Raw genomic sequence first — 24,055 nt, forward strand, 5'->3', positions numbered from 1 at the left:
CTTGTGGCGGTCGAGTGGATAGGGCGGATGTCGAGATGTCGGCGGGTGGAGCCGAGATAGCCGCGGCGCGGCCCTCGGCAGGGGCTTGACGGCAGTGCCATCAGGCGGCCGAACGCGGTGAGCCAGTGGCGGTGGTGGCGGCCCGCGCTGCTGGCGTGGGCGCTGTGGGGACTCGCCATGCTCGCCCTGGTGGCCACTGCCTGGCTCGACCACCTGCTACGCCAGGCCGGCCGCCCCGACCTGGCCGTCGTCGACGCCGCGCTCCTCTCGGTCGCCGCGCCGCACCTGGGGCTGGCGACGGTCGGGGCTGTGATCGCCAGCCGCCGGCCCCGCCACCCGGTGGGCTGGCTGCTGTTGCTCGCCTTCGGCGTGCTCGGGCAGGCGGGCTTCGCGGTCGCAACGTACGCCGACTACGGGCTGCTGGTCCGCCCCGGAGCCCTGCCGGGCGCCTGGCTCGCGGCTCGGTCCTTTCACGCCATCGGCGCCGCGGCTTTCGCGTGTCTGGCCTTCGTCCTCCTGCTGACGCCCACCGGGTCGCTGCCCTCGCGCTCGGCCGGCTGGCGCTGGTTCGCCACCGTCACCGCAGCCACTCCGATCGCTCTGCTGCTGGCCGTGGCGCTGGTGCCCCGACCAGACACTCGGCCCTACCACCGGCCCACGGACCCGTTCGACCTCCGCGGGTACGACGGTGTCCTGCTGTCGGCCTACGAGGTCGCCTTCGCCGTCAGTTTCGGCGCAGTCGCGGTCGGCGCGGCCTCCCTGATGATGCGGTTCCGCCGAGCACGCGGCGCCGAACGCGAGCAATTGCGCTGGGTTGCGCTGGGCGCCGCACTGGCCGCGCTGCTGTTCCTCGCCATCCTGGCCGCCATAGCGATCGGCGCCCCGGCGCTGCCCGACCCCGCGATCGTGGGCCCGATCGCTCTGGTGTTGTTGACCCTGGGGATCAGCGCGGCAACCCTCCGCTACCGGCTGTACGACCTGGACCGCATCATCAGCCGCACGGTCGCCTACGCGCTGCTCACCGTCCTGCTCGGCGGCGGCTACGTCGTAGTGGTGCTCGGTCTCGGCCAGCTGGCCGGCAGGCAGTCGGACCTGGTGGTCGCGGCGGGGACCCTCGCGGTGGCCGCCATGTTCCAGCCCGCCCGCCGCCGCGTCCAAGAGGTGATCGACCGGCGCTTCAACCGCCGCCGCTACGACGCGGCGCAGACCATCCAGGCGTTCACCGGCCGACTACGTCAGGAGATCGACCTCAACAGCCTCGCCGCCGAGCTGCTGGCCGTGATCGAGCAGACGATGCAGCCGACGACCGCCTCGTTGTGGCTGCGTCCTCCCGCCCCGCCACAAGAGAAAGCTGCAACCCGATCGGGAGTCGAGCGAAGTGCAGTATGAGCGTCCGCCGGGATCCCGCAGCCTCGTCTAGATGACCTCACCCAGCTTCGCCGGATTTCGCTCGCCCGGGTGTGGCCAGGTACGAAAAGCGGCAGCTTTAGTTGGCGGTTAGCTACTAGCAAGCGCGGGTAGTAACGCGCTCAGACCCCCCAACCGCACCACCTGAGGAGGCTCCCATGGCGCAAGCCCAAGGCAAAGAGAAGATCGTCCAGTACCTGCTCGAGGCGCACTCGCGCGAGACCGCGATCGCACAGACGCTGGCGGCGCACATCCAGATCGCAGAGCCCGGCCCCTACCGCTCCGGCCTCGAGGCGCATCTCCGCGAGACGACCGCTCACGCGCAGCGCGTCCAGCAGAGGCTGCGCGAGCTCGGCGCGCACCGCAACGTGTTGGCGGCCGGCTTCGGTCTCGCGCAGAACCTGATCACCAACACCCTGTCGATGGCGAAGGCCCCGATCGACCTCGTCCGCGGCGGCGACCGCAAGGAGAAGATGCTCAAGAACGCGCGCGACGAGATCATGAGCGAGGCGATCGAGATCGCGACCTACGACGCGATCGAGCGCATGGCCCGCAACGTGGGCGACGAGACGACCGCGCAGCTCGCGGCCGACATCCGTGCGGATGAAGAGCGCATGCTCGAGAACCTCCGCAACGAGATCCCGAACCTCACCGACGCGGTGGTGCGCGCGCAGGTCCCGATCCAGTCGCGCCCGGTCCTCACGATCGAGGACCTTCCGATCGCCAACTACGACAACCTGAACGCGGACGAGATAACCAAGCGTTTGAAGGGCCTCAGCCAGGACGAGCTCGCGCAGGTCGCGGCATACGAGTCGACCAAGGAGAACCGCAAGACGATCCTGGATCGCATCGAGAGCCTCGAGGGCGACGAGCCGTGGCCCGGCTACGACGACCAGACCGTCGGTGAGATCAACAAGGCGCTGACCGATGCACCGAACGAGATCGTCCAGCAGGTCCGCGACTACGAGCGCAGCCACAAGAACCGTTCGTCGGTCCTGAAGAGCACCGACCGAGAGCTCGAGAACGCGTAAAAGCCGAGCACGTCGAAGCACCTAGAGGAACAGAGAGCCGGTCCACCAAGAGGGCCGGCTCTCTTCTTGTCCCACACCTCTCACGCCTCCGGACGGACGAGGACACCTAAAGGACTAGTCGGCCGCAGTCGATATCGCATGTGGCGACGAGGAATGGAGGAGTCATGCGGGTGCAGGAGTTTTCGGCCTTCTCGCACCGGTTGGACGAGGATTGGCTCGGCGCCGACGACGCCAGCCAGCTGGTGCAGGCGCTGAGATCCCTCATCACCGAGCTTTTCGGCTGGGGCGGCGACTCTTTCGACTACGAGCTGCCGCGATATTGAGAACTAGTCACTAAAGGCTACGGACCCGTAGCCGATACAGGCTCTGTAGGACGGGGAGGCAACCGCCTCCACGACAAAGGCAAACCCACCGCGAGGCGGGGACGCAAAGCCAGGGGTCTCGCAAGAGCCGAGACCGCCCAGCTACCGAATGGAGGAGGGATACATGCTTCGACGCACCACCGCAATCCTCACGACAGCACTCGTTCTCGCTGCAGCCGCGGCGCCCGCCGCTCTGGCGAGCAACCGCCGCGATGGTTCCCGCAACGGCGGCAAGAAGCCCATCGGCACCGTTGCCAGCTTCGACGGAACCACTCTGGAAGTCACTCTGAAGGACGGCTCCTCGCGCACCGCAACGGTCGCGGAGGACACCAAGGTCAAGATCGACCACCGTGGTCGTCCGGCTGCCAAGGGCAACCCGACGCGTGGTTCGCTCGAGGACCTCGTTGCCGGAGCGCTCGTTCTCCGCATGAAGACCGACGATGGCGAGCTCGAGAAGGTCCGGATCCGCCGTGGCGCCACCGAGCCTGTCCCCACCACAACCTGCGTCGATGACGCCGACGAGTCCGACGCGGAAGCCGGCGAAGAGACCGAGGCCGAAGAGGGCCAGACCGAGGGCGAGGCCGAGGCCGAAGAGGGCCAGACCGAGGGCGAGGCCGAGGCCGAAGAGGGCGCCGAGGACGACACCGAGACCGAAGGTGAGACCGAGGCCGAAGAGGGCCAGGCCGAGGGCGCGACCGAGGCCGAAGAAGGCCCCGAGGACGACACCGAGACCGAGGGTGACACCGAGGTCGAAGAGACCGACGACTGTGACGAGTCCGATGAGGCCGCCGACTCGGAGGACTCCGACGAGGAGTCTGACGAGTCCGACGACGAGTCCGACGAGTCCGATGACGAGTCCGAGGAGGAGTCCGAGGAGGAGGAAGAGGAGCAGAACCCCGTCGAGGAGATCGTCGAGGAGCTCCCGCTTCCCTAACACCACAGATCTAAGGACCGGGTACCTGCTCCGGTTCTGAAGAAAGAAGAACGGCCGGATTGCCCCCCGGCCGTTCTTCGCGTTCGGATGAGGCCAACCCAATCGGCCCTAGCATCGCCGACGGGTGAGCGGTCGCCCGGATGTCAAAGTCGGTTCTCGGTCTCTTCGACGCCTCTCCGCCACCACATAGAAATGAAGCGGCTCCTCGTGTGAGGAGCCGCTTCGATCCACCGGCCAATCCTGGTTGTCTACAGAAGCAACCGTCGCCTATGGAACCATCATGCAGATCACGTACGCTTCTACGCCTACGGCATCCTCGAGGTCATCGGCTACTACGAACCAGCCGGTTGCGGGGTTCCCCACCGGGACCGATACACGAAGAGCGTGCGATCCACCGCCCTCAAAACCTTCAACGAACATGTCGCCAGCTGTACCGCCACCACCGGTTGCCAGGTCGTTGTTGTCGCAATGGGCTGTGGTGGAGGAGCCACCAGAGAACTCGTCGGCATCGGCGTTCGCGGTTCTCACGTAAAGGCCCGGAGGCGATCCGCTCGGGCCCGCAGGCCCTGCAGGTCCGGCAGGCCCGGCAGGCCCGGCAGGCCCGGCAGGCCCCACGGGACCCTCGGGTCCGGCAGCTCCGTCAGCTCCGTCGGCTCCCGCGGGCCCGACCGGACCGATAGGACCCTGATCACCCTTCACGCCCTGCACGTTCCAGGCGAGTGACGTCTCTCCACTCTTGCAATTGGTCACGGAGGAGTCGATCACGCGAAGCGATCCACCGCTCTTCGAATAGCACGCGTCGATGACGTTGTTGCTCGGGATCGTCGCAGACGCGATCCCACCTCCGATCAGGCCGACGATCGCCACGACCCAGGCGATCAGGTGCAATCCTCGGCGTCGCGAGGATCCCGAAGCCCGTCGAACCTTTGCGCCCCGCTCGGCGGGTGGCGCCTCCGTAATCGTTCCTTTCCTGCTACCGATCATGTGTTACTCCTTTGTGGGATTGACTCGCCGTATCTATCTTGTTGCTGTGTCGCCTCGAGATCCTCACTAACTCCTTTCGATCGCAACCTCCTCGACTCGCTGGTCTGGCGAGCGTCTGTCAGGGCAAAGTCGCTCGTCGCGCTCTGCCGTCGTGCGTGTTGAGTCAACGCATGCCCGCGGGGGGTCCGGCTGCTTACGATGCGGCTGGGTTACGCGCTATTCCGGGCAGGTCACGCGCGGGTTCCATTGCTCGAAGATCCCGTTCGGGTTCGAGCGCCAGACCCACACGTGCAGGTCGTAGTGCACGGGCATGCCTGGGCCGTGGCCGGGCATCGGACCGTCGAAGGGGCGTCCGAACAGAGTCGGACGGTCGTCGGCGGTGGCGAGGTCCTGATCCTCGTCCACCTTGAAGTACTCCACGCCTGTGAGCACGCGCGTGCCGTTGAGACCTGGCGCGTACAGCAGCCCCTCCGGCTGGTCCTTGAGCACCACGGAGTCGATCCGGTCTGGGTCGACGTAGTGGTATCCCATCCCGCCTTCGGGCGATGCGACGCAGTGGTCGTCCCGCTCGAACCCTCCCGCGATCGCCAGTGCCTCGTTGTGATACGCCCCGGTCACCTGACGCAGGCGCTCCATCTGCCGGGCGAGCCGGTCCCCGGATGTATTGCCGCTCGCGATGCCACCCAGGTTGGGTACGACGATCGCGCCCACGACCATCACCACTGCGGCAGCGACGACGCTGGTTCCACGTCTACGTTGCTTCATCCACCTCTCCCTTCTCCTTCGGGGACGTCCCCCGTCGAAAACCGACGCTAGGGAAGGGGGGTTCGAACCGGCTTAAACTCAGATGAAAGCTCCAAAGAACTCGGTTCCAGCGCTGGGCGAACCCGCAGGAGCGACATGACCGGCAACGACTACGTGACGGTGAGCCCGACGCGGCTGACTCCACCCCCAGCGTCCCCCTGGTTGCTCGAGCGCCCCGCGCTCGCTTCACGCCTCGATGGATCCCTCGGCGCCCGGCTGACCACCGTCGTCGCGGGCGCGGGCTTCGGTAAGACCACTGCCCTGAGCAGTTGGGCCGCGGGTCGCCGTTGTTCCTGGTACACGCTGGGCTCGGAGGACCGAGAGGTAGGAGTCCTCGCGAACGGGCTAGTGGAAGCTCTACGGGTCCGAGTTCCTAGTCTTCCCCCAGACACCGCCGCGGCGGCGGGATCGGGGCGGGGACCGAAGCTCGATGAGTCCGACATCATGCGAGGACGCGCCTGGGGAGCGCTCTTGAGTGGAGCGCTACAAGAACATCTGCGGCGTGATCTCGTCCTGGTCCTGGACGACGTCCACGAGCTCGAAGGCGCGGAGGCTGCTCTCGCTCTACTGGGTGAGCTTTGTCGAGAGGCTCCCGCGCGGTTGCACCTCATCCTTGCGTCGCGGCGCGAGCTGCCATTCGGGATCGAAAGGATGCGGGGCCGCGGACAGGTTCTGGAACTGGATGCGTCCGACCTCTCCTTCAGCCGAGAAGAAGTCGCCGATCTGCTGAACATGTCCTTCGGCATCGCGGATCGCACTCTGAGCGATTCGTTGCACGAGCTGACCGGCGGCTGGCCGGGAGCGGTGCGCCTCGCGATGGAGTTCCTGCGCGGCGCCGACGAACACGAGCTAACAGGGCGGTTCGAGGCGCTCCGCCGCGGGAAGAAGCCTCTGCTCACGTTTCTCACCGAGGAAGTTTTGGATGCCGAGCCGCCCGAGGTCAGGGAGCTGCTGAGCAAAGCGGCGTGCGTCGAGCGGTTCACGCCCGAGCTTCTCGAATGGCTGGGCGTGCCGGATGCCGCCGACATGGTCGGGTCGCTCGAGAGGCGGGGTTTGTTCCTCGAACCGCTGACGGGCGAGTGGGGGTGGTACGGGTCAGCAGCCTCGTACGCGACCTGATCGTGCGGAGATGGCCGCTTCCTCCCGCCGACCGAACGGCTCTGCTCGAGCGTGCAGCCGATTGGTTCGAGTCCAATGGTCATTTCGCGGACGTGCTGAGCACGCTCGTCGAGATGGGAGAACCCGACCGCATCGCCTCGTTCCTCGCTAGGCGGGGTGAAGCGATATTGCGTTCCGGAAATCTTCAAGCACTCAAGGAAGCGATCGATCATCTCCCCGAGGAGCTACGGGATCCCGGGATCCATCAGCTGTCCGGAGCGACGCGCCACTTCCGAGGGGACTGGGAGAGCGCCCTCGCGTGCTTCGAGCAGGTGGCGGGTGAGCGGGGTGATCTCGACGCCCGACTCGCCTGGCGCATCGGGATGATCCATCACCTGAAGGGTGATCTACGTTCCGCTCTTGTCGCGTACCAGCGAGGCCGCATCGATGGGAGCGATCTCGCCTCAGAAGCTCTGCTCAGCGCGTGGAAGGCCGGCGCGCACTGGCTCTTGGGTGAAGCGGACGCGTGTCGAGCTGCCGCAGAGTCTTCGTTGGCGGCTGCGACCGCCGCGCAGGACGGTGGCGCGTTGGCCGCAGCGCACACCGCCAACGCGCTTGTAGCGGCTTTGGCGGGCGACCGCAGGACGAGCGAAGCGCACTACTTGCACGGGCTGGAAGCAGCAGGCGGTGCTCACGACCTGTTGCAGATCATCCGGATCCGGACCAACCGCGGCTCGCAGTTCCTTGAAGCAGGCTCCTATCAGCGGGCGCTGGAAGAGCTTGCGAGCGCGATCCAATCAGCGGAGCTTGCGGGGTATGCCGCGTACCACGCACTCGCATTGACCAACCGAGGCGAGGTCCTCTTTCAGCTTGGCCGGTTGGACGAGGCGCTCGCAGACCTCGAGATGGCGCGCTCTATCTATCAGCGGATCGAATCGCTGGGGGTCGCGTATCCGCTCAGGAACCTCGGAGATGTCTATCGGGTTCGGGGGGACCTGACCTTGGCCCGATCCTGCTACGAAGAGGCGATCCGTGTGGGAGAGAGGGCTCATAACCTGCAGGCGCTCGTTCCCTCTCTCGCGGGGCTCGCGCGGGTGCTTGCGAAAGACGAACCAGAGATGGCACGAGCTCACGTGGAGCGCGCCGTCGGGTACGGCCGGGGGATGGGCTACGTCGAAGCGCTCAACGCCGGGGCATGGGTTGCGCTGGTCGGAGGGGACGCTCCCACGGCCGCGGATCTGGCAGCACGATCGGAAGCCGAAGCGCGTGCGCGCCGACATCGCGCGGGGATGGCCGAAGCACTCGAGCTCAGGGCGCTCGCTGCCGAGGTTCCGTCTCTCCAACTGGAGCGATTCCAAGAGGCGGTCGCCGCGTGGAAGGACATCGGCCATCCGATCGGGCAGGCGCGGGCCGAGCTGTGGGTTGCGGCTCTGGTCGGTGGCGCGGAGGGCCGGGCTCTTGCGAGAGACGCGACCGATCGGCTCCTCACTCTTGGAGCCCGTGGCGTGCTTGCGTTCGCAACGAACTGGATCGCACCTCCCAAAGGTGACACGGCGTTCCCGGTCGAGATCAGATCGCTCGGTGGCTTCAGGGTTCTGCGTCATGGAGAGCCGATCCCGACGACGGAGTGGCGTTCGAAGAAAGCCAGGGACCTCCTCAAGATGCTCGTGGCACGAAGGGGGCGCCCGGTGCCGCGGGAGGTCCTGATGGAGGCGCTGTGGCCTGAGGAGGAGTCGGACAAGCTCGGGAACCGGTTGTCGGTCGCGCTCACGACGCTTCGCACCGTGCTGGATCCTGAACGGAGATATGAGCTGGAGCATTTCGTGTGTGGAGGCAAATCCACCGTCGGACTGCAGCTCGAGAACCTGCGGGTCGACGTTCTCGACTTCCTCCAGGAGGCGTCGTCGGCGTTGGATCTTCGATCCGAGGGGTGGTTGCAGGAGGCGAACGCCACGCTACGAGAGGCCGAGGCTCTGTATGCGGGCGACTTCTTAGAAGAAGATGCCTATGAGGACTGGTCGGTCCCCCTGAGGGAAGAGGCCCGAGCCGCTTACGTGGCGGTCGTGCGCGCCCTCGCGGAGGCGGCATCCACCGAGGGCGATCACGAAGCGACGTCGCGGTACTGCCTGCGCCTTCTCGAACGCGACCCATACGACGAGCAGGCCCACTTATTGCTCGTCACCGCGCTCCTGAAGGCACGTCGTCACGGAGAGGCCAGACGTCGTTACCTCATCTACTCCGGCGAGATGGACGAGATCGGGGTCGAGCCCGCCGCATTCCCCGGGGCGACGCCGGCCCGCGCCTAGCGCGTTGTCTAGGAGCCGCCGGGTTGCAGCGTTCCGTTGACGGTGAGTCTGTAGTTCGGGTAGGCCTCGCTCGATTCGCGCGGATCGTGCACGGTGACGATCGCGGCCACCGTGTCTGCCGTGGTGCCGATCATCTCGTCCAGCTCCGCGCCCGAGACGCTGGCGCTGTTGTCGGGCCCCAGCGGAACCTGCGCCAGCCATGCTTGGGTGTGGGCGGCGTCGTAGGCCACGAGCTGGAGCGTGAAGTCGGCGTCGGTCGTGCTGTCGAACGTGAGCGACTCGATCTCGGCCGCGGTGAAGAACAGCCCAGTGGAATCCCGGAGACGCACGAAGTCCGATCCGTTCGGCGGAGCGCCGGGAGTCGAGTAAGCGTGCTCGGTCGACCAGTTCACCGTCGCGTCCAACCGCCGCACGGTCACCTTCGACGGCTTCCGGGAACTGTTCAAGGTGGCGCCGTCATCGATTACCCCGTCGAGTGTCATGGCCGCGGCCCAGTCCCGGATCAAGCTCTTCACCGTCGCGCGTGCCTCGATCTTCCGCAACGCACGCCGCACCGAGCCGAGCCCGTTCGCATCGATCCGGTGCAGCATCTTCATGAAGGGACGGCCGTAGCGCGACGAGAGCAGCTCCATGAACGTGTAGGTGGCGCCGTACTCGGCCAGGATCTCTCCCTCCTGGTCCTCCCACACCGTGAGTGAGTTCTCGGGACCCATGTCGGTTGGGTTCGGGTTGTAAGCGGTCTGCTGGCCGCAGTAGCCGAGGAAGCACTGGACGTGGCGGTCGAAGCCGGCTTCGTGGATGCTGCGCTCGGGGTGCGCGTAGCCGGTCAGCGTCTGCGCCCAGTCCGAGAGACCCTCGTTCAGCCACACCGCCTCGTTCGGGTCTTCGTAGTGCTCGAGCAGGTGCTGGTACTCGTGCGCGAGCGTCTGTTCGATCAGGTTGGGCCGCGCCGGCTGGCTCTTGCACAGGTCGGTCGGGTCGGGCTCGTGCGGCGGGTTCTCGCCGGTCCGGTGGATCCAGTCGTAGCCGTCGATCGTCATCACGTTGCGATCGGTGAGCCTGTTGAACTCGGAATAGAAGAACCCGATGATGTAGGGCAGGTTGCTCTGGTTGTTCGGGTCGTAGTAGTTGCGATCGCGCACGTTGTCGACCAACACGACGATGTCGTCGCCGTCGCCGCGGAAGTGATCGGGACCGCCGCCGACGATGTTCGTTCCCTCCGCCTTTTGTCCGTTGCGGTCGGGCGGCCGGCTGAAGGCGCGCGACTCCTTCGGATAGATGTTGCCGTCGAACTGCTTCACGAGGTAGTTCACCTGTCGCTCCGTGACCTGGATCCGCTCGTCGTTGCGGCAGTCGTCGGCGGGGAAGCTCAGGTCCGGCGTCACCCACACCTCGACGTTCGACCCGCGCGCCCGGAGCTCGAAGGGCTTGGTGTAGATCTCGCGCTTCTCGTCGTCGAGCGCGAACCAGGTCTTGGTGTCACCGACCTTGGAACGGCCTGCGTCGAGCGACCACGACTCCAGCTGCGGAACCGCCAGCGGGAGCGGGCGGCCGCCGTTGTAGTCGGGGCCGATGTGCCGGACGCGCACGGGCTCGTACTGCGTTGCGGACGCTCCCGCGGCGACGGGCGTTGCAAAGGCGGCCACGAGGTTCCCGATGAGCAGCGCGCTGACGATTCGACGAGACAAGTGACCCCCCTGCTGTGGCTTCGTCGAAGAAGGTTACGGCGCCTCGCGGTCGTTCGGTGACACTCAGCCAGAGAGGGCCGCCAGCAGCAGTGCGAGCAGGCGGTCGTCCTCGGACGCAGGGACGGTGCGGAGGTCGAGGATCAACCGGTCGTCTTCGACCCGGGCGATCACCGGCACGTCGCCGTAGCGAAGGCCTCTCTGCAGCTCGGCGGCGCTGCGCTCCCCGCTCAGGATCGACAGGCCGAACGAAGACAGCTCGACGCCGGGGAGAGAGCCGCCGCCTGCGACCGAGCTGAGTGGGAGCGGCTCGACCTTCACGTCGGCCGAGACGCGGATCGCCACCGAGACCGACATCTTTCGGGCCCGCTCCTCCAGGCGCTCGAGCGGCACCGACGCCATCTGCCACAGGGGGAGCTCGCCGCCTCGCCCCTCGAGATACATGCGCAAGGTTGCCTCCAGCGCGGCGAGGGTCATCTTGTCCGGGCGTAGCGTCCGCAGCAGGGGGTGGTGCGAGATCGTCCCGATAGCTCGAGCCCGCCCCGCGATCACGCCCGCCTGTGGCCCGCCGAGGAGCTTGTCCCCGGAGAACGTGACGACGTCGGCGCCGTCTTCCAGCGCGTCTCTGACTAGAGGCTCCGGCAGGCTCGCGTCCTCCATCACCAGGCCCGAGCCGAGGTCGTGGATGAAGCTGAGGCCGCGGCTCACCGCGAGCCGCCCCAGATCACGGGGCGCGACCTCGGCTGTGAAGCCCACGACGCGGTAGTTGGACGGGTGGACCTTCAGGATCGCGGCGGTGTCGGGCGTGATCGCCTTCTCGTAGTCGCCGATGTGGGTGCGGTTGGTGGTGCCGACCTCGACCAGCTTGGCTCCGGACGCGGCCATGACGTCGGGGATGCGGAACTCGCCGCCGATCTCGATCAGCTCGCCGCGGCTGATGATGACCTCTCTGCCCGCGCACAGGCTCGCCAGCGTCACCAGGACGGCGGCCGCGTTGTTGTTCACCACCAGCGCCTCCTCGGCACCGGTGAGCGCGGAGATCAACGCGGTCGCATGCGCGTAGCGGGTGCCGCGACGGCCTCCGGCGACGTCGTATTCGAGGTTCGAGTAACCTGAGGCCACTTCGAGCACCGCGGCGAGTTGCTCTTCGCCCAGAGGGGCCCGGCCGAGGTTCGTATGGATCAGCACGCCGGTCGCGTTGATCACGGGCTGCAGGAGCGAGCGAGCATCGTCTCGCAACAGGTGTCGAACTCGCTCTGCCAGGTCTTCGAGCGTGGGGGCCGGACCTCCGCCGCGGATGGCCGCCCTCGCCTCGTCTATCGCTCTGCGAGCGGCTGCCGTTACGCCGACGCCGCGTCCACCGACCGCGTCTACGAGCCGGTCGACCGCGGGCAGAGCGCGCAGCCCGACCTGGACAGAGTCGTCTCCCATGGAGCTAGGCGGGCTGGTTGAAGGTCAGGATCCGGCGCCGCATCGCCTCTTGGATCGCGGATACACGGTTGTTCACGTGCAGCTTGGAGTAGATGTTCGCGATGTGCGTCGTGACCGTGCGCTCCGAGATCGAGAGCCGGCTCGCGATCGCCTTGTTCGGGAGGCCCTCGTTCATGAGCTGCAGGATCTCGCGCTCTCGCGGCGTGAGCGGCTGGTAGACGTCGGACACGTCGGCCTTCTGGTAGCCCTGGAACTCGGTCAGCACCTTGCTCGCGAGCGCGGGGTCGAGGCGTCCCCCACCCGCGGCCACCGAACGAACCGTCGCCACGACCTCGTCCAGCTCCGCGGTCTTCAAGAGATATCCGGAAGCTCCCGCTTTCAAGGCATCGAAAACGAACTGTTGATCGTCATGTCCCGACAGAACGACCACGCCGACGTTCGGAAAGGAGTCCTTTATCTCTCGGGTTGCTTCGATCCCATCTTTGTTGGGCATGATCACGTCGATCAGCACGACATCGGGCAGGAGCTCTTCGACCATACGTAGAACCTTCGTTCCGTCGGACGCCTCACCCACGACTTCGACCCCTTCGGTCTCGAGCATCGTCTTGATGCCACGCCGCAGCAGGTCGTGGTCGTCTACGAGCAGGACTTTCACGCCCTCTTGTTGGGACACAGGCCGATGATATGGGCCAAGCGTCGCGGGATACAGAGGGGAAAGTGAACGTAGAGCAGGGCCGCGTCACGAAGATCCGTCCCGTCGACGCGCCCTTGTCGCCCCACGTGCGCTGGACCGTCGGGTGCCTGGTCGCGTCACTCGCCATGGTTGGGATCCTGATCCTGGTCGCGCTGATCGCGATCGCGCTGTCACCGCCGACGTGGGTCCAGGTCGTGCTGGGCTTCGGGCTCGCGTGCGGAGGAGCCGTGTTCGCGTGGCTGATCGCCACCGCGCTGGCGCACCGGAGGGCGAGGGACTAAGACTTCGGCGAGAAGTCCTTTATCTCGCCGCCGATGGCGCCGCGGATCGCCTCGATCCTCTTCATCGCGGTTGACGGCTCACCCGCGGCGACGACGATCCAGTTCGGCCCGTACACCAGAGGCAACGGGAGCTTCTGCTCCTTCATCAGCCCGAGCCACAGCGCACGGTTCTCCTCGGTCTCGTAGAAGTAGATGTTGAAGCGGCGGTTCGGGGTGCCGGGGTCGCACAGCGAGAACTCGCTCAGCGTGGGGTCGGGTTGATCCAGGAAGTCCAACGTCGTGCACTCGATGCCCCGGTCTGCCAGCGCTGCGGCCAGAGCCTCGGTGTCCTCGTACGTCTTGGGCTCGGGCGCGGGGCCGGCGAAGGTGGGGAACGGCTTCAGCTTCGGCGGTTTCGCGGGCTTGGGGCTAAGGCTTGGCTCCGGCGAAGGGCTCGGAGTGGCCGCCTGTGGCGGAGGCGGTGGCGGAGCGGGATCGGATGCGAACAACCCGCTGGCAGCCTGGAACAGGGCGAGTCCCAAGAACAGCGCGGCGATGCCTATGGCGGTCTTCGACACCGGGGCATGCTAGAGGCCGCCGCCGCATAGACGAGCCGCGGACTTCGGGACTGGGTCAGTCGAGGCCGTGGAGGTTGTCCGCCTCGCCCTCGGCCTTCCACTCGTTCAGCTCGGCCTGCGTCCAGCGCTCGGCCATCTCGTAGCTGGCGGACTCGACAGCGGCCCCCGCGGCCGAGACCGACGAGTCCCGCTTGATCTCGCCGTAGCAGGGGAGGTCATCCGATGCCAGGTCACGGTCGTATTCGTCACGCTCCGGCCACCACCAGTACTGCGCGCCGCCCAGTGCCTCGTTCTGCATCCGCAGATCCATGTGGTTGTGCGACATGGACGAGTAGCAGCCGATGCCGTGGACCTGCGAGCCCTTCGCGGTGTCGCGGCCCTTGCGGTTGGACACGCCGACGATCCGCATGTCCGCCGCGGTCCCGTACATGTGCTGCGAGTAGGTGGCGCCGCGGATGCAGCGGTTGTAGGCGACGCTGCGGAAGCCGGAGTTGATCGCGATCGGCTTGTCGCCGACCTTCGCCCGCAGCGCCTCGAGCCTCCACATCAGACGCCGCACGTTTTTCTTGACCTCTTTCTCCGAGACCATCCCGCCGCGGAAGCTGCTCGCGTACTGGTTCGCCTCCGCGGAACAACTCGAGTTCCGGTTCTGCCAGAACTCGGAGAAGTCGAAGTTGACGGTCGTGTGGTCCTCGTCCTCCAGCGCGTTCAGCGCCTTGAAGGTGTCGGCGCCGGCGACGCCGTCGGGGGTGAGCCCGTAGTGCTGCTGGAACGCCTCTACTGCGACCTTGGTGTCGTCGTCGAAGGTCCCGTCGATCTCGAACAGGCTCTGGTCGTTCGCGGGATACCAGCCGGCGACCCGGACCTGGAGCGCTTTCACGTCCTTCCCGGTGGCTCCATAGGAGAGATCCCGGGTCCAGTTGTAGGCGAGGGCGGGAGCGGCCATGAGGACCTGAGCCACGAGCGCGCCGAGGAGAGCGAAAACGAGTTTCTTGAGGGTCATGACCTGTTTGTCGGCCTTGGCGGATGTAGCCCTAAATGACAATTTCGCCTCTGCGACCCCCCAAACGGGTGAAGCTCAGGCCCGGCTAGCGGTTCCTCTTGATCGACGACGAGGCGCTCGAGCAGGTGTGCGCCGGGATGTCCGCCGTCTGCACCTCGGTGGCGATGGCGACGTAGCGGCCGGCTCGGTCGCTCACAGGCACGCGGTAGGAGCCGTAGCGATTCGTCGTCGTCTTGCCGACGACCTTGCCATTGCGCTTGATCTTGACAACGACCTTGTCGGCGCAGGCGGCGTAGCCGTCGGCGACCTTGACGCGACCCGCTGCATACAGCGACCCGCCGAGCTTCATCGTGATGCTGCGCTTGTGCTCGGGCGCGACCTGCTCCGCGGGATCCGGAACGGGGTCGCTCGTGGGCTCAGGCTCGGGCGACGGAGACGTCGTCGGCTCCGGCCCCGGAGACGTGCTGGGCTCGGGCTCCGCGGTGGGCGACGGTTGGGGTTGAGGGTCGTCGTTTACGACCTGGGTTCCGGTGAGGTGCTCGAGTGAGCCGACCGCGTCCAGGCGTCCCGAGGTGGCGACCTTGCCGGTCAGCCCGCCGACGGGATCTACGCCGGCCAGAACCGCGCCCACGATCTGACCGACGGTGGCGCTCGGAACCGCGGCTTTCAAAAGAGCTGCCACGCCGGCGACGTGCGGCGCCGCCATGGAGGTCCCGCTGGCGCTGAAGAACTCGTTGCCGGTGAAGGTCTCGGACTGGCACCGCACTGCCACGTCGTCGAGGTCGGCTCCCTGCGCTGTGACGGTCGCGTTCGTGCGCAGCCGGTAGCGCAGATACACCGAAGACGCTCCATCGAAGGCGCTGAGATCGTCGCTGATCCGCTGCCAGGCACCGTCCGAGCTGCCCGACCACGCCGAGATCCTGCTCCAGCTCGAGCCGTCCCGCGAAGCCTCCACGAACAAGATGTCGTTGCTGCGTTCGATCGCTAGCCGCAGCGAGTAGGCGAGCTTGCAGTCGCTGAGGCCGCCGAGCGAGAAGGAGTTGGTTGTCATCGCCCACGAGTCGGTGTCGTTCAGGTAGTCGATGCCGGGGCTGTCGGTGAGGAAGCCGCCGACGCTGTCGACCGAGCGGGTCCAGAGGTTGTTGGCGCCGCCGGTGCTCCAGCGTCCGGTGAGGTCGGACTCGAAGCTCTCGGCGAAGGCGGTGGTCATGGCCGTGCCGGCGCTCAAGATGCCGACGCCGGGAGCCGCGAGATCGACTGAGGTCGTTCCGTAGTTCGAGAAGCTCGCCAGGTTGTCGATCTTGTCGCTGGCGGCCACGCAGATGAGGTTCGCGGCGGGGTAGCTGCACGGATACTGCGGCGTGAGGTCGTTGTTAGAGCCCTCGTTGCCGGCCGCCACGACGAACAGGGTCTGGGGGGCGGCATTGATCGCTTCCAGGATGGCGGTCGACTGGCCGGTCCCACCGAAGCTCGCGTTGACGACGTCGATCCCCATGTCTCCCGCGTAGCGGAAGGCGGCGGCCACATCCGCGGCGGTCCCGATCCCGGAGGAATCGAGCGCCCGCAGCGGCACCAGCGAGGTCGACCAGTTGACGCCGGCGATGCCGTAGCCGTCGTTGCCGCGGGAGCCGATGGTTCCGGCCACGTGGGTGCCGTGGCCGTGGGCGTCCGCGGGCTTGTTGTCGTCATCGATCCAGTCCCAGCCCCGCCAGTCGTCGGCGTAGCCGTTGCCGTCGTCGTCGCTGCCGTTGCTGCCCTTGCTGCCGCTCTCAGCGCCGTTGGTCCAGATGTTGGGGGCGAGGTCCGGGTGCGACAGGGCAATGCCGCTGTCGACGACCGCGACCGTTACCTGAGGAGCTCCGCTGGTGACGGTCCAGGCGTCGGGCATCCCGATCTTGGGCAGAGCCCACAGCGAGCTGTACTTGGGGTCGTTCGGGATGACCGAGGTCGAGCGGTAGAGGTAGTTGGGCTCGGCGTACACCACGTTCGGGTCGGCCTCGAGGGCCGCGATGGCCTCTGCGGACGGCGCCTCGGGATCAACGACCTCGATCCTCTGCTCCGGAAGGCGCTCCAGGAGCCGAGCGTCTACGTCCTGGCGAACCTCGGCCGCCCGAGACAGGTTGCGGTACTTGACCAGGATGCCATCGCTCTTCGCGGCGACGCCCGTTCCCCGAGCGCGGGCGGGCCGAGCGGCGACGGCCGGTACGGCCGATGCGACGAGGGCGCTGGCGAGGACGGCGCTGAACAAGACGAAGCGAGGGCGCAACGAAGATCTCCCAGTAGAGGTTCGAAATGTCCTCTATGTATCGGCAGGCGCCCGCCGAACTTCAGTTGCCCATTCAACAATCCCGGGTCGTATTGCGGCAAGAGTGACCGCGCAGAGTCCTCAGAAAACGTGTTCTCTGGTGATGTCCTCCAGCGTTCCTGCGCCCAGCTGCACCATTCCGTTCTCAAGCTGCAACCGAAGGACTGCCAGAACCCGAGCTACTCCCTCTTGACCACCAGCGGCTAAACCCCACAGATATGGGCGTCCGATGAACACAGCCCGAGCGCCCAGCGCAAGGGCGATCAATACGTCCGTTCCGCGCCTTACCCCGCCGTCAAGGTAGACCTCCGCTCTCCCCTGGATGGCCTCAGTGACCTCTTCGAGCACGTCGATCGGGGCGACGGATTGGTCGAGCTGCCGGGCGCCGTGATTTGAGACGAAGATCGCGTCCGCTCCATGTTCAACCGCGAGTTCAGCGTCGTCACTACTCAGAATGCCCTTTAGGACAATGGGAAGCTTCACTGTGTCACGCAGCCACGCGATGTCATCCCACCGCAAACCTCTGCTGTATTGCTCCGTGACACGTTCAGCGATTGGTTTGTCGGTCGCGGCGGCGAAGTTGCCCGGCACGGCGTGCGGAGGTACTACGTATGCGTGCCGGTACTCGCGCTCCCGGTATCCCGGAACCGGAAGGTCGACCGTCAGCACGATCGCCGAATACCCGGTTGCCTCCGCACGCCGAAGGATCTCTTCGGTCAGGCCTCTGTCCCGGTGGACGTAACACTGGAACCACTTCGGACCGTCTGCGGCTGCAGCCACGTCCTCGAGCGAGCAGGAGGACTCTGTTGCAAGGCACATGAGTATCCCCGCGTCGCCGGCCGCCCGCGCTACGGCGACTTCTCCGTCTGGATGCGCCAAACGCTGCAACGCGGCGGGAGCGAGCGCGATCGGCAGAGCGACCTGGGTCCCGAGCAACGTTGTAGAGGTTTGAGCAACGATGTGCCCGCGCAACACGCGAGGTCGGAACCGGTAACGCCTGAAGGCGGCGACGTTCTCGCGCAGGGTCAACTCGAGTCCGGCGCCGCCCGCGTAGTAGGCGAACGCTCCTGGATCCATCCGTTCTTTCGCGATCGACTCGAACTCCTCCGTTCCGTATATCTGCTCTAGCTCCATGGTTCCGAGACTATGTCGGACAGAAAACACAGCGATATCCTGCGGTTCCGCCTATCCTTCTTCGGAGCCGCATGGCCAACATCCCTGACTTCGTGTCTCGTTCGACCACCGCTTTCCGCAAGTGCTTGGTCCTTCTGGGACCGCGCGCGAGAGGGAAGTGGCTGACGCTCGTTGGTCTTGCTGTCTTCGTCAGCGCACTGGAAGCACTGGCCGCGGTGTTCGTGTTCGTTCTGCTCGCACTCGTGACGAACCCACAGGGGCCGATAATGGTCCCTCTCCTGGGCGACCTGCATCAGAGGTTCCCGCGGCTGACCGAGCCGCGGACGCTGCTAGCGGCGGCCTTGATCACCGCGGGCTTCTTCCTCGTGAGAGCTCTCGTCTACCTCCTCCAGAGCTACCTTCAGAACCGGCTGGCGTATGGAACTGCTGCGTCTTTGGCCCGGCGTCTTGTGCGTGGGTACCTCGCGATGCCGTACTCGCAGTACCTGCGCCGTAACTCGGCCGAGATGATCCGGAACGCGCACGAGTCCACCGTCGGCTTCGCCCAGTTGGTGCTGTTCCCGGGGATAGTGCTGGGGGCCGAGATCTTCGTCACTCTCACGCTGTGCGCGATGCTCGTCTTGACGTCTCCCCTGGCAGCACTTGCTGCCTTCCTCCTCCTAGGGTGTGTCGTGCTGCTCATGTTGAGACTTGTCCAGCCGCGTCTCCTCAGACTCGGTCGGCGCGTCCAAGACTTCTCGACGGAGAGCTTGAAGTCGTTGCAGCAGACGCTGCACGGCCTTCGCGACATCAGAGTCCTCGGGAGAGAGGGTTTCTTCGAGGAGAGTTTCGCGGCAACGCGTCAGAGCCTTGCAGACGCGTACGCCGCTCGGGGTCTGCTGATCGATATCCCGCGGGTCACCTTGGAGACCAGCGTGCTGCTCGTCGTCCTTCTCTTTCTCGGCGCTCAGGCGATCCGAACCGGCTCGGTGGCAGAAAGTGTCACCGCGTTGGGCCTCTTCGGCTATGCCGCGTTCCGCATTCTTCCTTCGGTTAATCGGATCGTGAACAACGTCCAGAGTCTGAAGTTCGCCGGGCCACTGATCGACTTCCTCCATGAGGACGTGGTCGCTGCCGACGCGGCACTGGCAGAGGTGAACGCGCCTCGGGACGACTCGTTCCACGACACCATCGAGATGAAGGACGTCGGTTTTCGTTACCCGGGAGCGGATCGGGATGCGGTAGCTGGGATCCAGCTGACGATCCGGCGCGGCGAGTCGATCGGGATCGCGGGCCCGACCGGCAGCGGCAAGAGCACGTTACTCGACCTGATCCTGGGCTTGCTGGAGCCGACTGCTGGAGAGATCTACATCGACGGGCAGCCGCTGCATCAGGAGGTAAGGACGTGGCAGAGATGCGTCGGTGTCGTCCCTCAGATGATCTTCCTGTTGGACGACACGATCAGGCGAAACATAGCCTTTGGTCTTGTCGACGGAGAGATCGATGAGGTGCGCGTCGAAGAAGCGGTGAAGATCGCGCAGCTAGAGTCGTTCGTCGAGGCGCTGCCGTCGGGGCTTGACACGATCGTCGGTGAGCGCGGGGTGAAGCTATCGGGAGGGCAGCGTCAACGCCTTGCCATCGCCCGCGCTATGTACAGGCAACCTGAAGTGCTGATCTTCGATGAGGGTACTTCCGCGCTCGATAGCAGGACGGAGGCCGATGTGATCAACGCCCTACCGCGGATGCGACCGGATCTCACCCTCATCAGCGTTGCCCACCGCCTGAGCACGATCAGGAATCACGACCGGGTCGTGTTCGTAACGGACGGTCAGATCGCTGCCGTCGGCAGCTTCGATGACCTTGTGAAACAAAGCGACGACTTCCGCGCGATGGCGCAACAAGACCCGACGCTCTACGCGCGCCCTACGTAACAGCTCGATCCGCTCGGGCCACGCGGTGCATCGGTGACGTGGCGAGTTGCCAGGGAAGGTCTCGCTCAGCAGCTTGGATCTCTTCTAGAGGGACCTCGTCCCATACGCTGCGCAGCAGTACAGACCACGCACGCCCTACGGCATCGTAGGAATGATACTTCAGCGCGAAGCGACGGCTCGCTGCGCCGGCCGCCACTCTGGCCTCGGGGTTCTCGGCCAAGTCTCGAAGCTTCGCCTTGATGTCGCTCGCGTCGCAGTCCACGATCGGACACTCCTGGATGCTTGGGTGAGCCTTCATCTCTGGTGGCATCCACCGCAGGTTTGACAGCACCGGCTTTCCGGCGCTCATTGCTTCGATCCCGAAGAGCCCGAAACCCCCTATAAGTTGCTCAACGACTATGTCTCCCGCGAGAACCACCTCCCGTACCTCTTCGTTCGGACGCGCCTCGAGCAGGTGCAAGCGCACGGGTAGGCCCTCGGCCCCCAACTCCGCGACTGCTTCGATCACGTGGCGGGTCCCTTTGATCGCGCGGTGGTTCGAGGCATGGACGACGTTGACGGTTGCCGATGTGTCCCGACGTATTTCCACTGGCCGCCAGAGGTCTGTGTCGACCGCGAGTTGGCACGGCCAAACGACGTCGTAGCGGGGCAGGTAGCCCACCTGCAGGTTCCGAATGACGAGGTCCGCCTCTTCGCAGAAGTGTCGGACCAGTGACGCAACCCGGCGAGAGCGTGTCAGTGTTTGGGGGTAGTCCGTCAGTATCGCCTCTTCGGCGGCCCCGAGGTATCCGACAACAGCGATATCGCTGCCATACGGCGTCACGATGATCTTCTTTCTGGCGAAGTGCAGCAGGCGCGATTCCAGGCGACGCAGAGGCGTTCGCGAGAGGAACCCGCCATCGAAGAAGAACACGAAGATATCGGCGTGACGCAGCGCCCACAGAAACATCAGTTGCTCTCGCACGGGGTCGAGGATCTTCGTGCGCCACGGTGACAAAAAGTCCCCCAGCCAAAGGTCGAAGTCTTCCCGGCGGTTTATGTCAAACCAGCCCCAGACGATCGTCGTGCTTTCGTACCCAAGCATCCGAACGGCGGCGGACCAGTACTTGATGTTGATGATCGGCGTCAACCCCCAAATCACGCGGGGGAGGCGCAATCGGTCCTTTCGTGACATCGAGATTCGTTCAACTGCGACTGCAACGACAACTATCGGGAAGAACATGAGAGAGATGAACCACCCTGCCGATGTCCGAAGCCATCGCCGTGCAAGCGCGCGTGCGGACGTAGGGTTCATTGGGGCCGGTGCGTCATGAGTAACGCAAGTCCACACTCCCGTCGCCCCTTAGATCCACGGTTCCGATCCTTCGTGCCGGGATACCAGCGAGGATGCTGCCCTCAGCGGCGTCAGCCGTGACAACGGCTCCTGCCGCGACCAGGCAACGGTCGCCGACGGTCACGCCTCGCGTGACGACAACGTGGGTTCCGAGGAAACAGTGATTCCCGATCGCTGTCGGCGCGTACTCGTACACTTCTCGGCCGCCTGAGAGCGCCCATCGGGCGGTGTCGTGACTAAGTAGCTGACATCCGGACGACACGGAGCAATATTCGCCGATAGTGAGTCCGCCCGTCCCGTCGAGCGAGCAGAAGGGACCGACCCACGTGCCTCTGCCGATGCTCACGTCACCGACGACAGTTGTCGAGTCGTAGATCGTGACGTCGCGATCGTCGGAGGTCCAAGCTCGCCCGCGTTCCTTCCAGTCGCTGAGGTCCTCTGCGAATGGGTTCATTCGCTGGTAGCGATCGAGGGTCTCACCGCGCAGGTGTCGACCCACCTCCCGCAGATCCTCTAGGAGCTGCTGCTGGCGGGCGTTTAGGTCCACGCGTCGTCTCCTACCAGGTCCATAGCGGGCGAAAGTGACAGCGCCTCCACAGCAGCTTCTCTCGGTCCTTTGCCATTCAGCCGGGCTCTGGCCATCGCTTCGCCCACCTTCAAACCTCCTCCATACAGCTCCAGGACTGGACGCGGACCGAGTTCGTGCGGTTGATAGCTCATGTAGCCAAACGGACGGATGAGCTTCGGCTCGTACCGAAGCTGTGATGTCGCGAGTTGCGGCTCATCGACGTTTCCCGCGATGACACCGACGCGTACAGCCGGATTTGCTTGCGCCAGCATCTCGAACGTCAGGTACCCCCCCTCCCCGAGGAGCAACGTGTCATCTTCATGCTCCGCCACCAGGATCGCGTCGTACAGATCTCCATCTTCGTGCCAATGACGAGCCAACTCTGAGTAGGCGGCAGTGATTCCTGGCGAAGCCACCGACGCAAACCAACCCACTACACAGCCTGCCCTTCCAAGGTGCTCAACGATCGACAGACCGAGTCCCGGCTGACCACCTAACACGGCTACTTTCGTCTTGTGGCCTTCTAGACCGAGCTCGAAGAGGAGCTTCATCGCGAGGAGCCCAGCGTACGGACGCATGTCAACGGGGGGTTTGGATTCCACAGTCCCTAGGACGAGAACTCCTTTCCTCTTGCACGCGTCGAGGTCGAGGTCCTCTTGGCGAAACTCCCACGATTCCCACATGAGCGGTATCACGGCGGTTTCCTTCATCCACTCCACCATCGATGCATCTATCGGTCGGACGAATCCGGAATTAGTGATGATGTCCGCAGACGAAACGTCTTCTTCTAGCTTCTGTTTCACCACCTTGATCTGGTCGCTCAAGCCGAGCCTCTTTGCTGCTTCATGTGTTCGGGTTTCGACCAGGGAAGCAGGTGCGTAGGTCGAATCTCGAGCGAGAGCGATGACACGAGCACCTGCATACGCAGCCATAAGCGGAGTGAAGAGGTACGGTCCCGACGCCGCTTCCGTATAAACCGTCAGGCCTTGTAGATCTAGAGCAAGGTCGGCCGTTATTGTCTCTACGAGCCGGCGCATCCGGAGCTCGTCACGCCCTGCATCGTCATCCTTGTCCATGTCTATCTAGCGTCTACCGGCCGGCATGCGCCCGCGCGCCGCGATCCTCTACGTGGAACTTGATCGTCTGTTCTGCCTTCTCCGCCAATCCAATGGCGACTTCACGTTTCTCGTCCCCAGCGATGACGAAGCCGGCGCGGTCGGCACCAATCCGAACAGGGCGGATCTCCTGACCAGGCAGGATCGAGACGTCACAGTCGAGGATGCCGCGCCATTCACGTACGCGGTCGAGTCCCTCAACGCGGTGGAGGATTCCGGGTGCAGGGGTGAGGAAGTGGTAGACACAGCCCCACTGCCGCTCAGGCGTCAGTGACCCAGGTCTCTCCCCGAGCGACATCCGAATCACTTCCTGCAGCATCTCGACGCCGGTCACAAAAGGCACGATGGGGTCGGGAGTACCTCCGCCTCCGCAGCGTGCGCCCAGCTCTATCACTCTGGGACCATCCGGTTCGTAGGAGAGCTCGACGTGAACAGGTCCCCAGGTAACGCCCACCGCTCTCACGGCGGCCGTTACTACCTGTTCGAGGACCGACAGCTTGTCGGGCGGCAGCCTTGTTGGATAGATGACAGCTTTGTCGACGCGGTAGGGCGGAGGAGACTTCACCTTGTCGGAAACGGCGATGACCGCTGTTGTTCCCTCGTACGTGATCGTCTCGACGCTGTGCTCTGAGCCTTCGAAGCATTCTTCGATGATCACCTCGGACTGGTCGTAGAAGCTTTGCGCGAAGTGGAGTGCAGGTTCGAGGTCACGCTCCGACGAGATCCGCATCACGCCTCGGCTTCCCCCACCTCGGCTGTTACTCGGTTTCACGATTAGCGGCCAAGTGTCCAGCTCAGCCACGGCACGGGAGGCGTCCTCCTTGGTGCGCACGGCTCTGAAACGCGCAGAGGGGACCCTGTGGTGCTCAAAGGCTTCCCGCATCGATCGCTTGCTACAAGCAACCGCCGCGACGGCAGGCGCGATCCCTGGCAGCCGAAGCTCCTGCGAGATATGGGCGGCCGTTGGAACACCGAAATCATTGAGGGGGAGGACCCCCCTGATCCTGTGCCGCCGCGCGACGTCGACGCAAGCAGCGATATCTGTGATATCAGCAGGCTCAAACACGTCTGCCTCCACTAGGCCAGCGGCTTGAGGGTCACGATCAACGGCTA

Annotated in this window: 21 protein-coding genes and 1 riboswitch; of the genes, 8 read left to right on the top strand and 13 right to left on the bottom strand. The window is 65.3% G+C overall.

Annotated features, from left to right (window positions below):
- Nucleotides 1–117 precede the first annotated feature (117 nt).
- The 4 genes from M3N53_05590 to M3N53_05605 all read left to right on the top strand — a co-directional run bounded on the left by M3N53_05590 (nt 118) and on the right by M3N53_05605 (nt 3,734).
- Nucleotides 118–1,389 carry a hypothetical protein gene (locus M3N53_05590; protein ID MDP9067803.1) on the top strand — a complete coding sequence of 424 codons (1,272 nt, stop codon included), beginning with the start codon at nt 118–120 and terminating at the stop codon, nt 1,387–1,389.
- A gap of 176 nt (nt 1,390–1,565) precedes the next feature.
- A complete protein-coding gene (locus M3N53_05595) occupies nt 1,566–2,438 on the top strand; it encodes a ferritin-like domain-containing protein (protein ID MDP9067804.1) in 873 nt (290 codons plus the stop codon).
- A gap of 164 nt (nt 2,439–2,602) precedes the next feature.
- A complete protein-coding gene (locus M3N53_05600; GenBank protein MDP9067805.1) occupies nt 2,603–2,761 on the top strand; it encodes a hypothetical protein in 159 nt (52 codons plus the stop codon).
- A 68-nt stretch (nt 2,762–2,829) separates the two neighbouring features.
- Nucleotides 2,830–2,910: riboswitch (cyclic di-GMP riboswitch) on the top strand.
- Between the two features lie 14 nt (nt 2,911–2,924).
- Nucleotides 2,925–3,734, top strand: coding sequence for a hypothetical protein (locus tag M3N53_05605; protein ID MDP9067806.1), 810 nt, complete (start codon nt 2,925–2,927; stop codon nt 3,732–3,734).
- A 267-nt stretch (nt 3,735–4,001) separates the two neighbouring features.
- On the opposite strand, the gene M3N53_05610 is transcribed toward M3N53_05605, so the two are convergent.
- Nucleotides 4,002–4,718, bottom strand: coding sequence for a hypothetical protein (locus M3N53_05610; GenBank protein MDP9067807.1), 717 nt, complete (start codon nt 4,716–4,718; stop codon nt 4,002–4,004).
- A 216-nt stretch (nt 4,719–4,934) separates the two neighbouring features.
- Nucleotides 4,935–5,483: a hypothetical protein gene (locus M3N53_05615; GenBank protein ID MDP9067808.1), complete on the bottom strand. Its 549-nt coding sequence runs from the start codon at nt 5,481–5,483 to the stop codon at nt 4,935–4,937.
- 135 nt (nt 5,484–5,618) lie between these two features.
- Here M3N53_05615 and M3N53_05620 point away from each other — a divergent pair, with 135 nt between their 5' ends.
- On the top strand, nt 5,619–6,641 hold the full coding sequence (locus M3N53_05620; GenBank protein ID MDP9067809.1) for a hypothetical protein: 1,023 nt from the start codon (nt 5,619–5,621) through the stop codon (nt 6,639–6,641).
- A gap of 2 nt (nt 6,642–6,643) precedes the next feature.
- Nucleotides 6,644–8,926, top strand: coding sequence for a winged helix-turn-helix domain-containing protein (locus tag M3N53_05625; GenBank protein MDP9067810.1), 2,283 nt, complete (start codon nt 6,644–6,646; stop codon nt 8,924–8,926).
- An 8-nt stretch (nt 8,927–8,934) separates the two neighbouring features.
- Here M3N53_05625 and M3N53_05630 read toward each other — a convergent pair whose 3' ends face one another.
- From M3N53_05630 to M3N53_05640, 3 genes are all read right to left on the bottom strand, one after another.
- Entirely contained in the window at nt 8,935–10,614 is a 1,680-nt protein-coding gene (locus M3N53_05630) for a hypothetical protein (GenBank protein MDP9067811.1), read from the bottom strand.
- A 63-nt stretch (nt 10,615–10,677) separates the two neighbouring features.
- Nucleotides 10,678–12,042 (bottom strand): L-seryl-tRNA(Sec) selenium transferase, encoded by a 1,365-nt coding sequence (gene selA, locus M3N53_05635; protein ID MDP9067812.1) that lies wholly within the window; start codon nt 12,040–12,042, stop codon nt 10,678–10,680.
- Between the two features lie 4 nt (nt 12,043–12,046).
- On the bottom strand, nt 12,047–12,715 hold the full coding sequence (locus M3N53_05640) for a response regulator transcription factor (GenBank protein MDP9067813.1): 669 nt from the start codon (nt 12,713–12,715) through the stop codon (nt 12,047–12,049).
- A 44-nt stretch (nt 12,716–12,759) separates the two neighbouring features.
- Between M3N53_05640 and M3N53_05645 the strand changes: the two genes are divergently transcribed.
- Complete coding sequence (locus M3N53_05645) at nt 12,760–13,017, top strand: hypothetical protein (GenBank protein ID MDP9067814.1); 258 nt, start codon at nt 12,760–12,762, stop codon at nt 13,015–13,017.
- Here the strand turns inward: M3N53_05645 and M3N53_05650 are convergent.
- The 4 genes from M3N53_05650 to M3N53_05665 form a co-directional block, all read right to left on the bottom strand.
- Entirely contained in the window at nt 13,014–13,574 is a 561-nt protein-coding gene (locus tag M3N53_05650; GenBank protein ID MDP9067815.1) for a hypothetical protein, read from the bottom strand. The genes M3N53_05645 and M3N53_05650 overlap by 4 nt on opposite strands.
- Nucleotides 13,575–13,629: 55 nt before the next feature.
- The gene (locus tag M3N53_05655) at nt 13,630–14,577 is read right to left on the bottom strand and encodes a M15 family metallopeptidase (GenBank protein MDP9067816.1); all 948 of its coding nucleotides are present in this window, start codon (nt 14,575–14,577) and stop codon (nt 13,630–13,632) included.
- An 85-nt stretch (nt 14,578–14,662) separates the two neighbouring features.
- Nucleotides 14,663–16,843: a S8 family serine peptidase gene (locus M3N53_05660; GenBank protein MDP9067817.1), complete on the bottom strand. Its 2,181-nt coding sequence runs from the start codon at nt 16,841–16,843 to the stop codon at nt 14,663–14,665.
- A 120-nt stretch (nt 16,844–16,963) separates the two neighbouring features.
- Entirely contained in the window at nt 16,964–18,016 is a 1,053-nt protein-coding gene (locus M3N53_05665) for an alpha-hydroxy-acid oxidizing protein (GenBank protein ID MDP9067818.1), read from the bottom strand.
- 71 nt (nt 18,017–18,087) lie between these two features.
- Here M3N53_05665 and M3N53_05670 point away from each other — a divergent pair, with 71 nt between their 5' ends.
- Nucleotides 18,088–19,926: an ABC transporter ATP-binding protein/permease gene (locus M3N53_05670; GenBank protein ID MDP9067819.1), complete on the top strand. Its 1,839-nt coding sequence runs from the start codon at nt 18,088–18,090 to the stop codon at nt 19,924–19,926.
- Here M3N53_05670 and M3N53_05675 read toward each other — a convergent pair.
- The 4 genes from M3N53_05675 to M3N53_05690 all read right to left on the bottom strand — a co-directional run bounded on the left by M3N53_05675 (nt 19,919) and on the right by M3N53_05690 (nt 23,825).
- Nucleotides 19,919–21,100: a glycosyltransferase gene (locus tag M3N53_05675; protein ID MDP9067820.1), complete on the bottom strand. Its 1,182-nt coding sequence runs from the start codon at nt 21,098–21,100 to the stop codon at nt 19,919–19,921. The genes M3N53_05670 and M3N53_05675 overlap by 8 nt on opposite strands.
- Nucleotides 21,101–21,233: 133 nt before the next feature.
- Nucleotides 21,234–21,806 carry an acyltransferase gene (locus M3N53_05680; protein ID MDP9067821.1) on the bottom strand — a complete coding sequence of 191 codons (573 nt, stop codon included), beginning with the start codon at nt 21,804–21,806 and terminating at the stop codon, nt 21,234–21,236.
- Nucleotides 21,797–22,903, bottom strand: a complete 1,107-nt coding sequence (locus M3N53_05685) for a hypothetical protein (GenBank protein ID MDP9067822.1) — start codon at nt 22,901–22,903, stop codon at nt 21,797–21,799. The genes M3N53_05680 and M3N53_05685 overlap by 10 nt, the downstream gene beginning before the upstream one ends.
- Nucleotides 22,904–22,916: 13 nt before the next feature.
- Nucleotides 22,917–23,825: an ATP-grasp domain-containing protein gene (locus M3N53_05690; GenBank protein MDP9067823.1), complete on the bottom strand. Its 909-nt coding sequence runs from the start codon at nt 23,823–23,825 to the stop codon at nt 22,917–22,919.
- Between the last annotated feature and the right edge of the window lie 230 nt (nt 23,826–24,055).

The organism is Actinomycetota bacterium (assembly GCA_030776625.1).
Lineage (GTDB): Bacteria > Actinomycetota > CADDZG01 > CADDZG01 > WHSQ01 > MB1-2.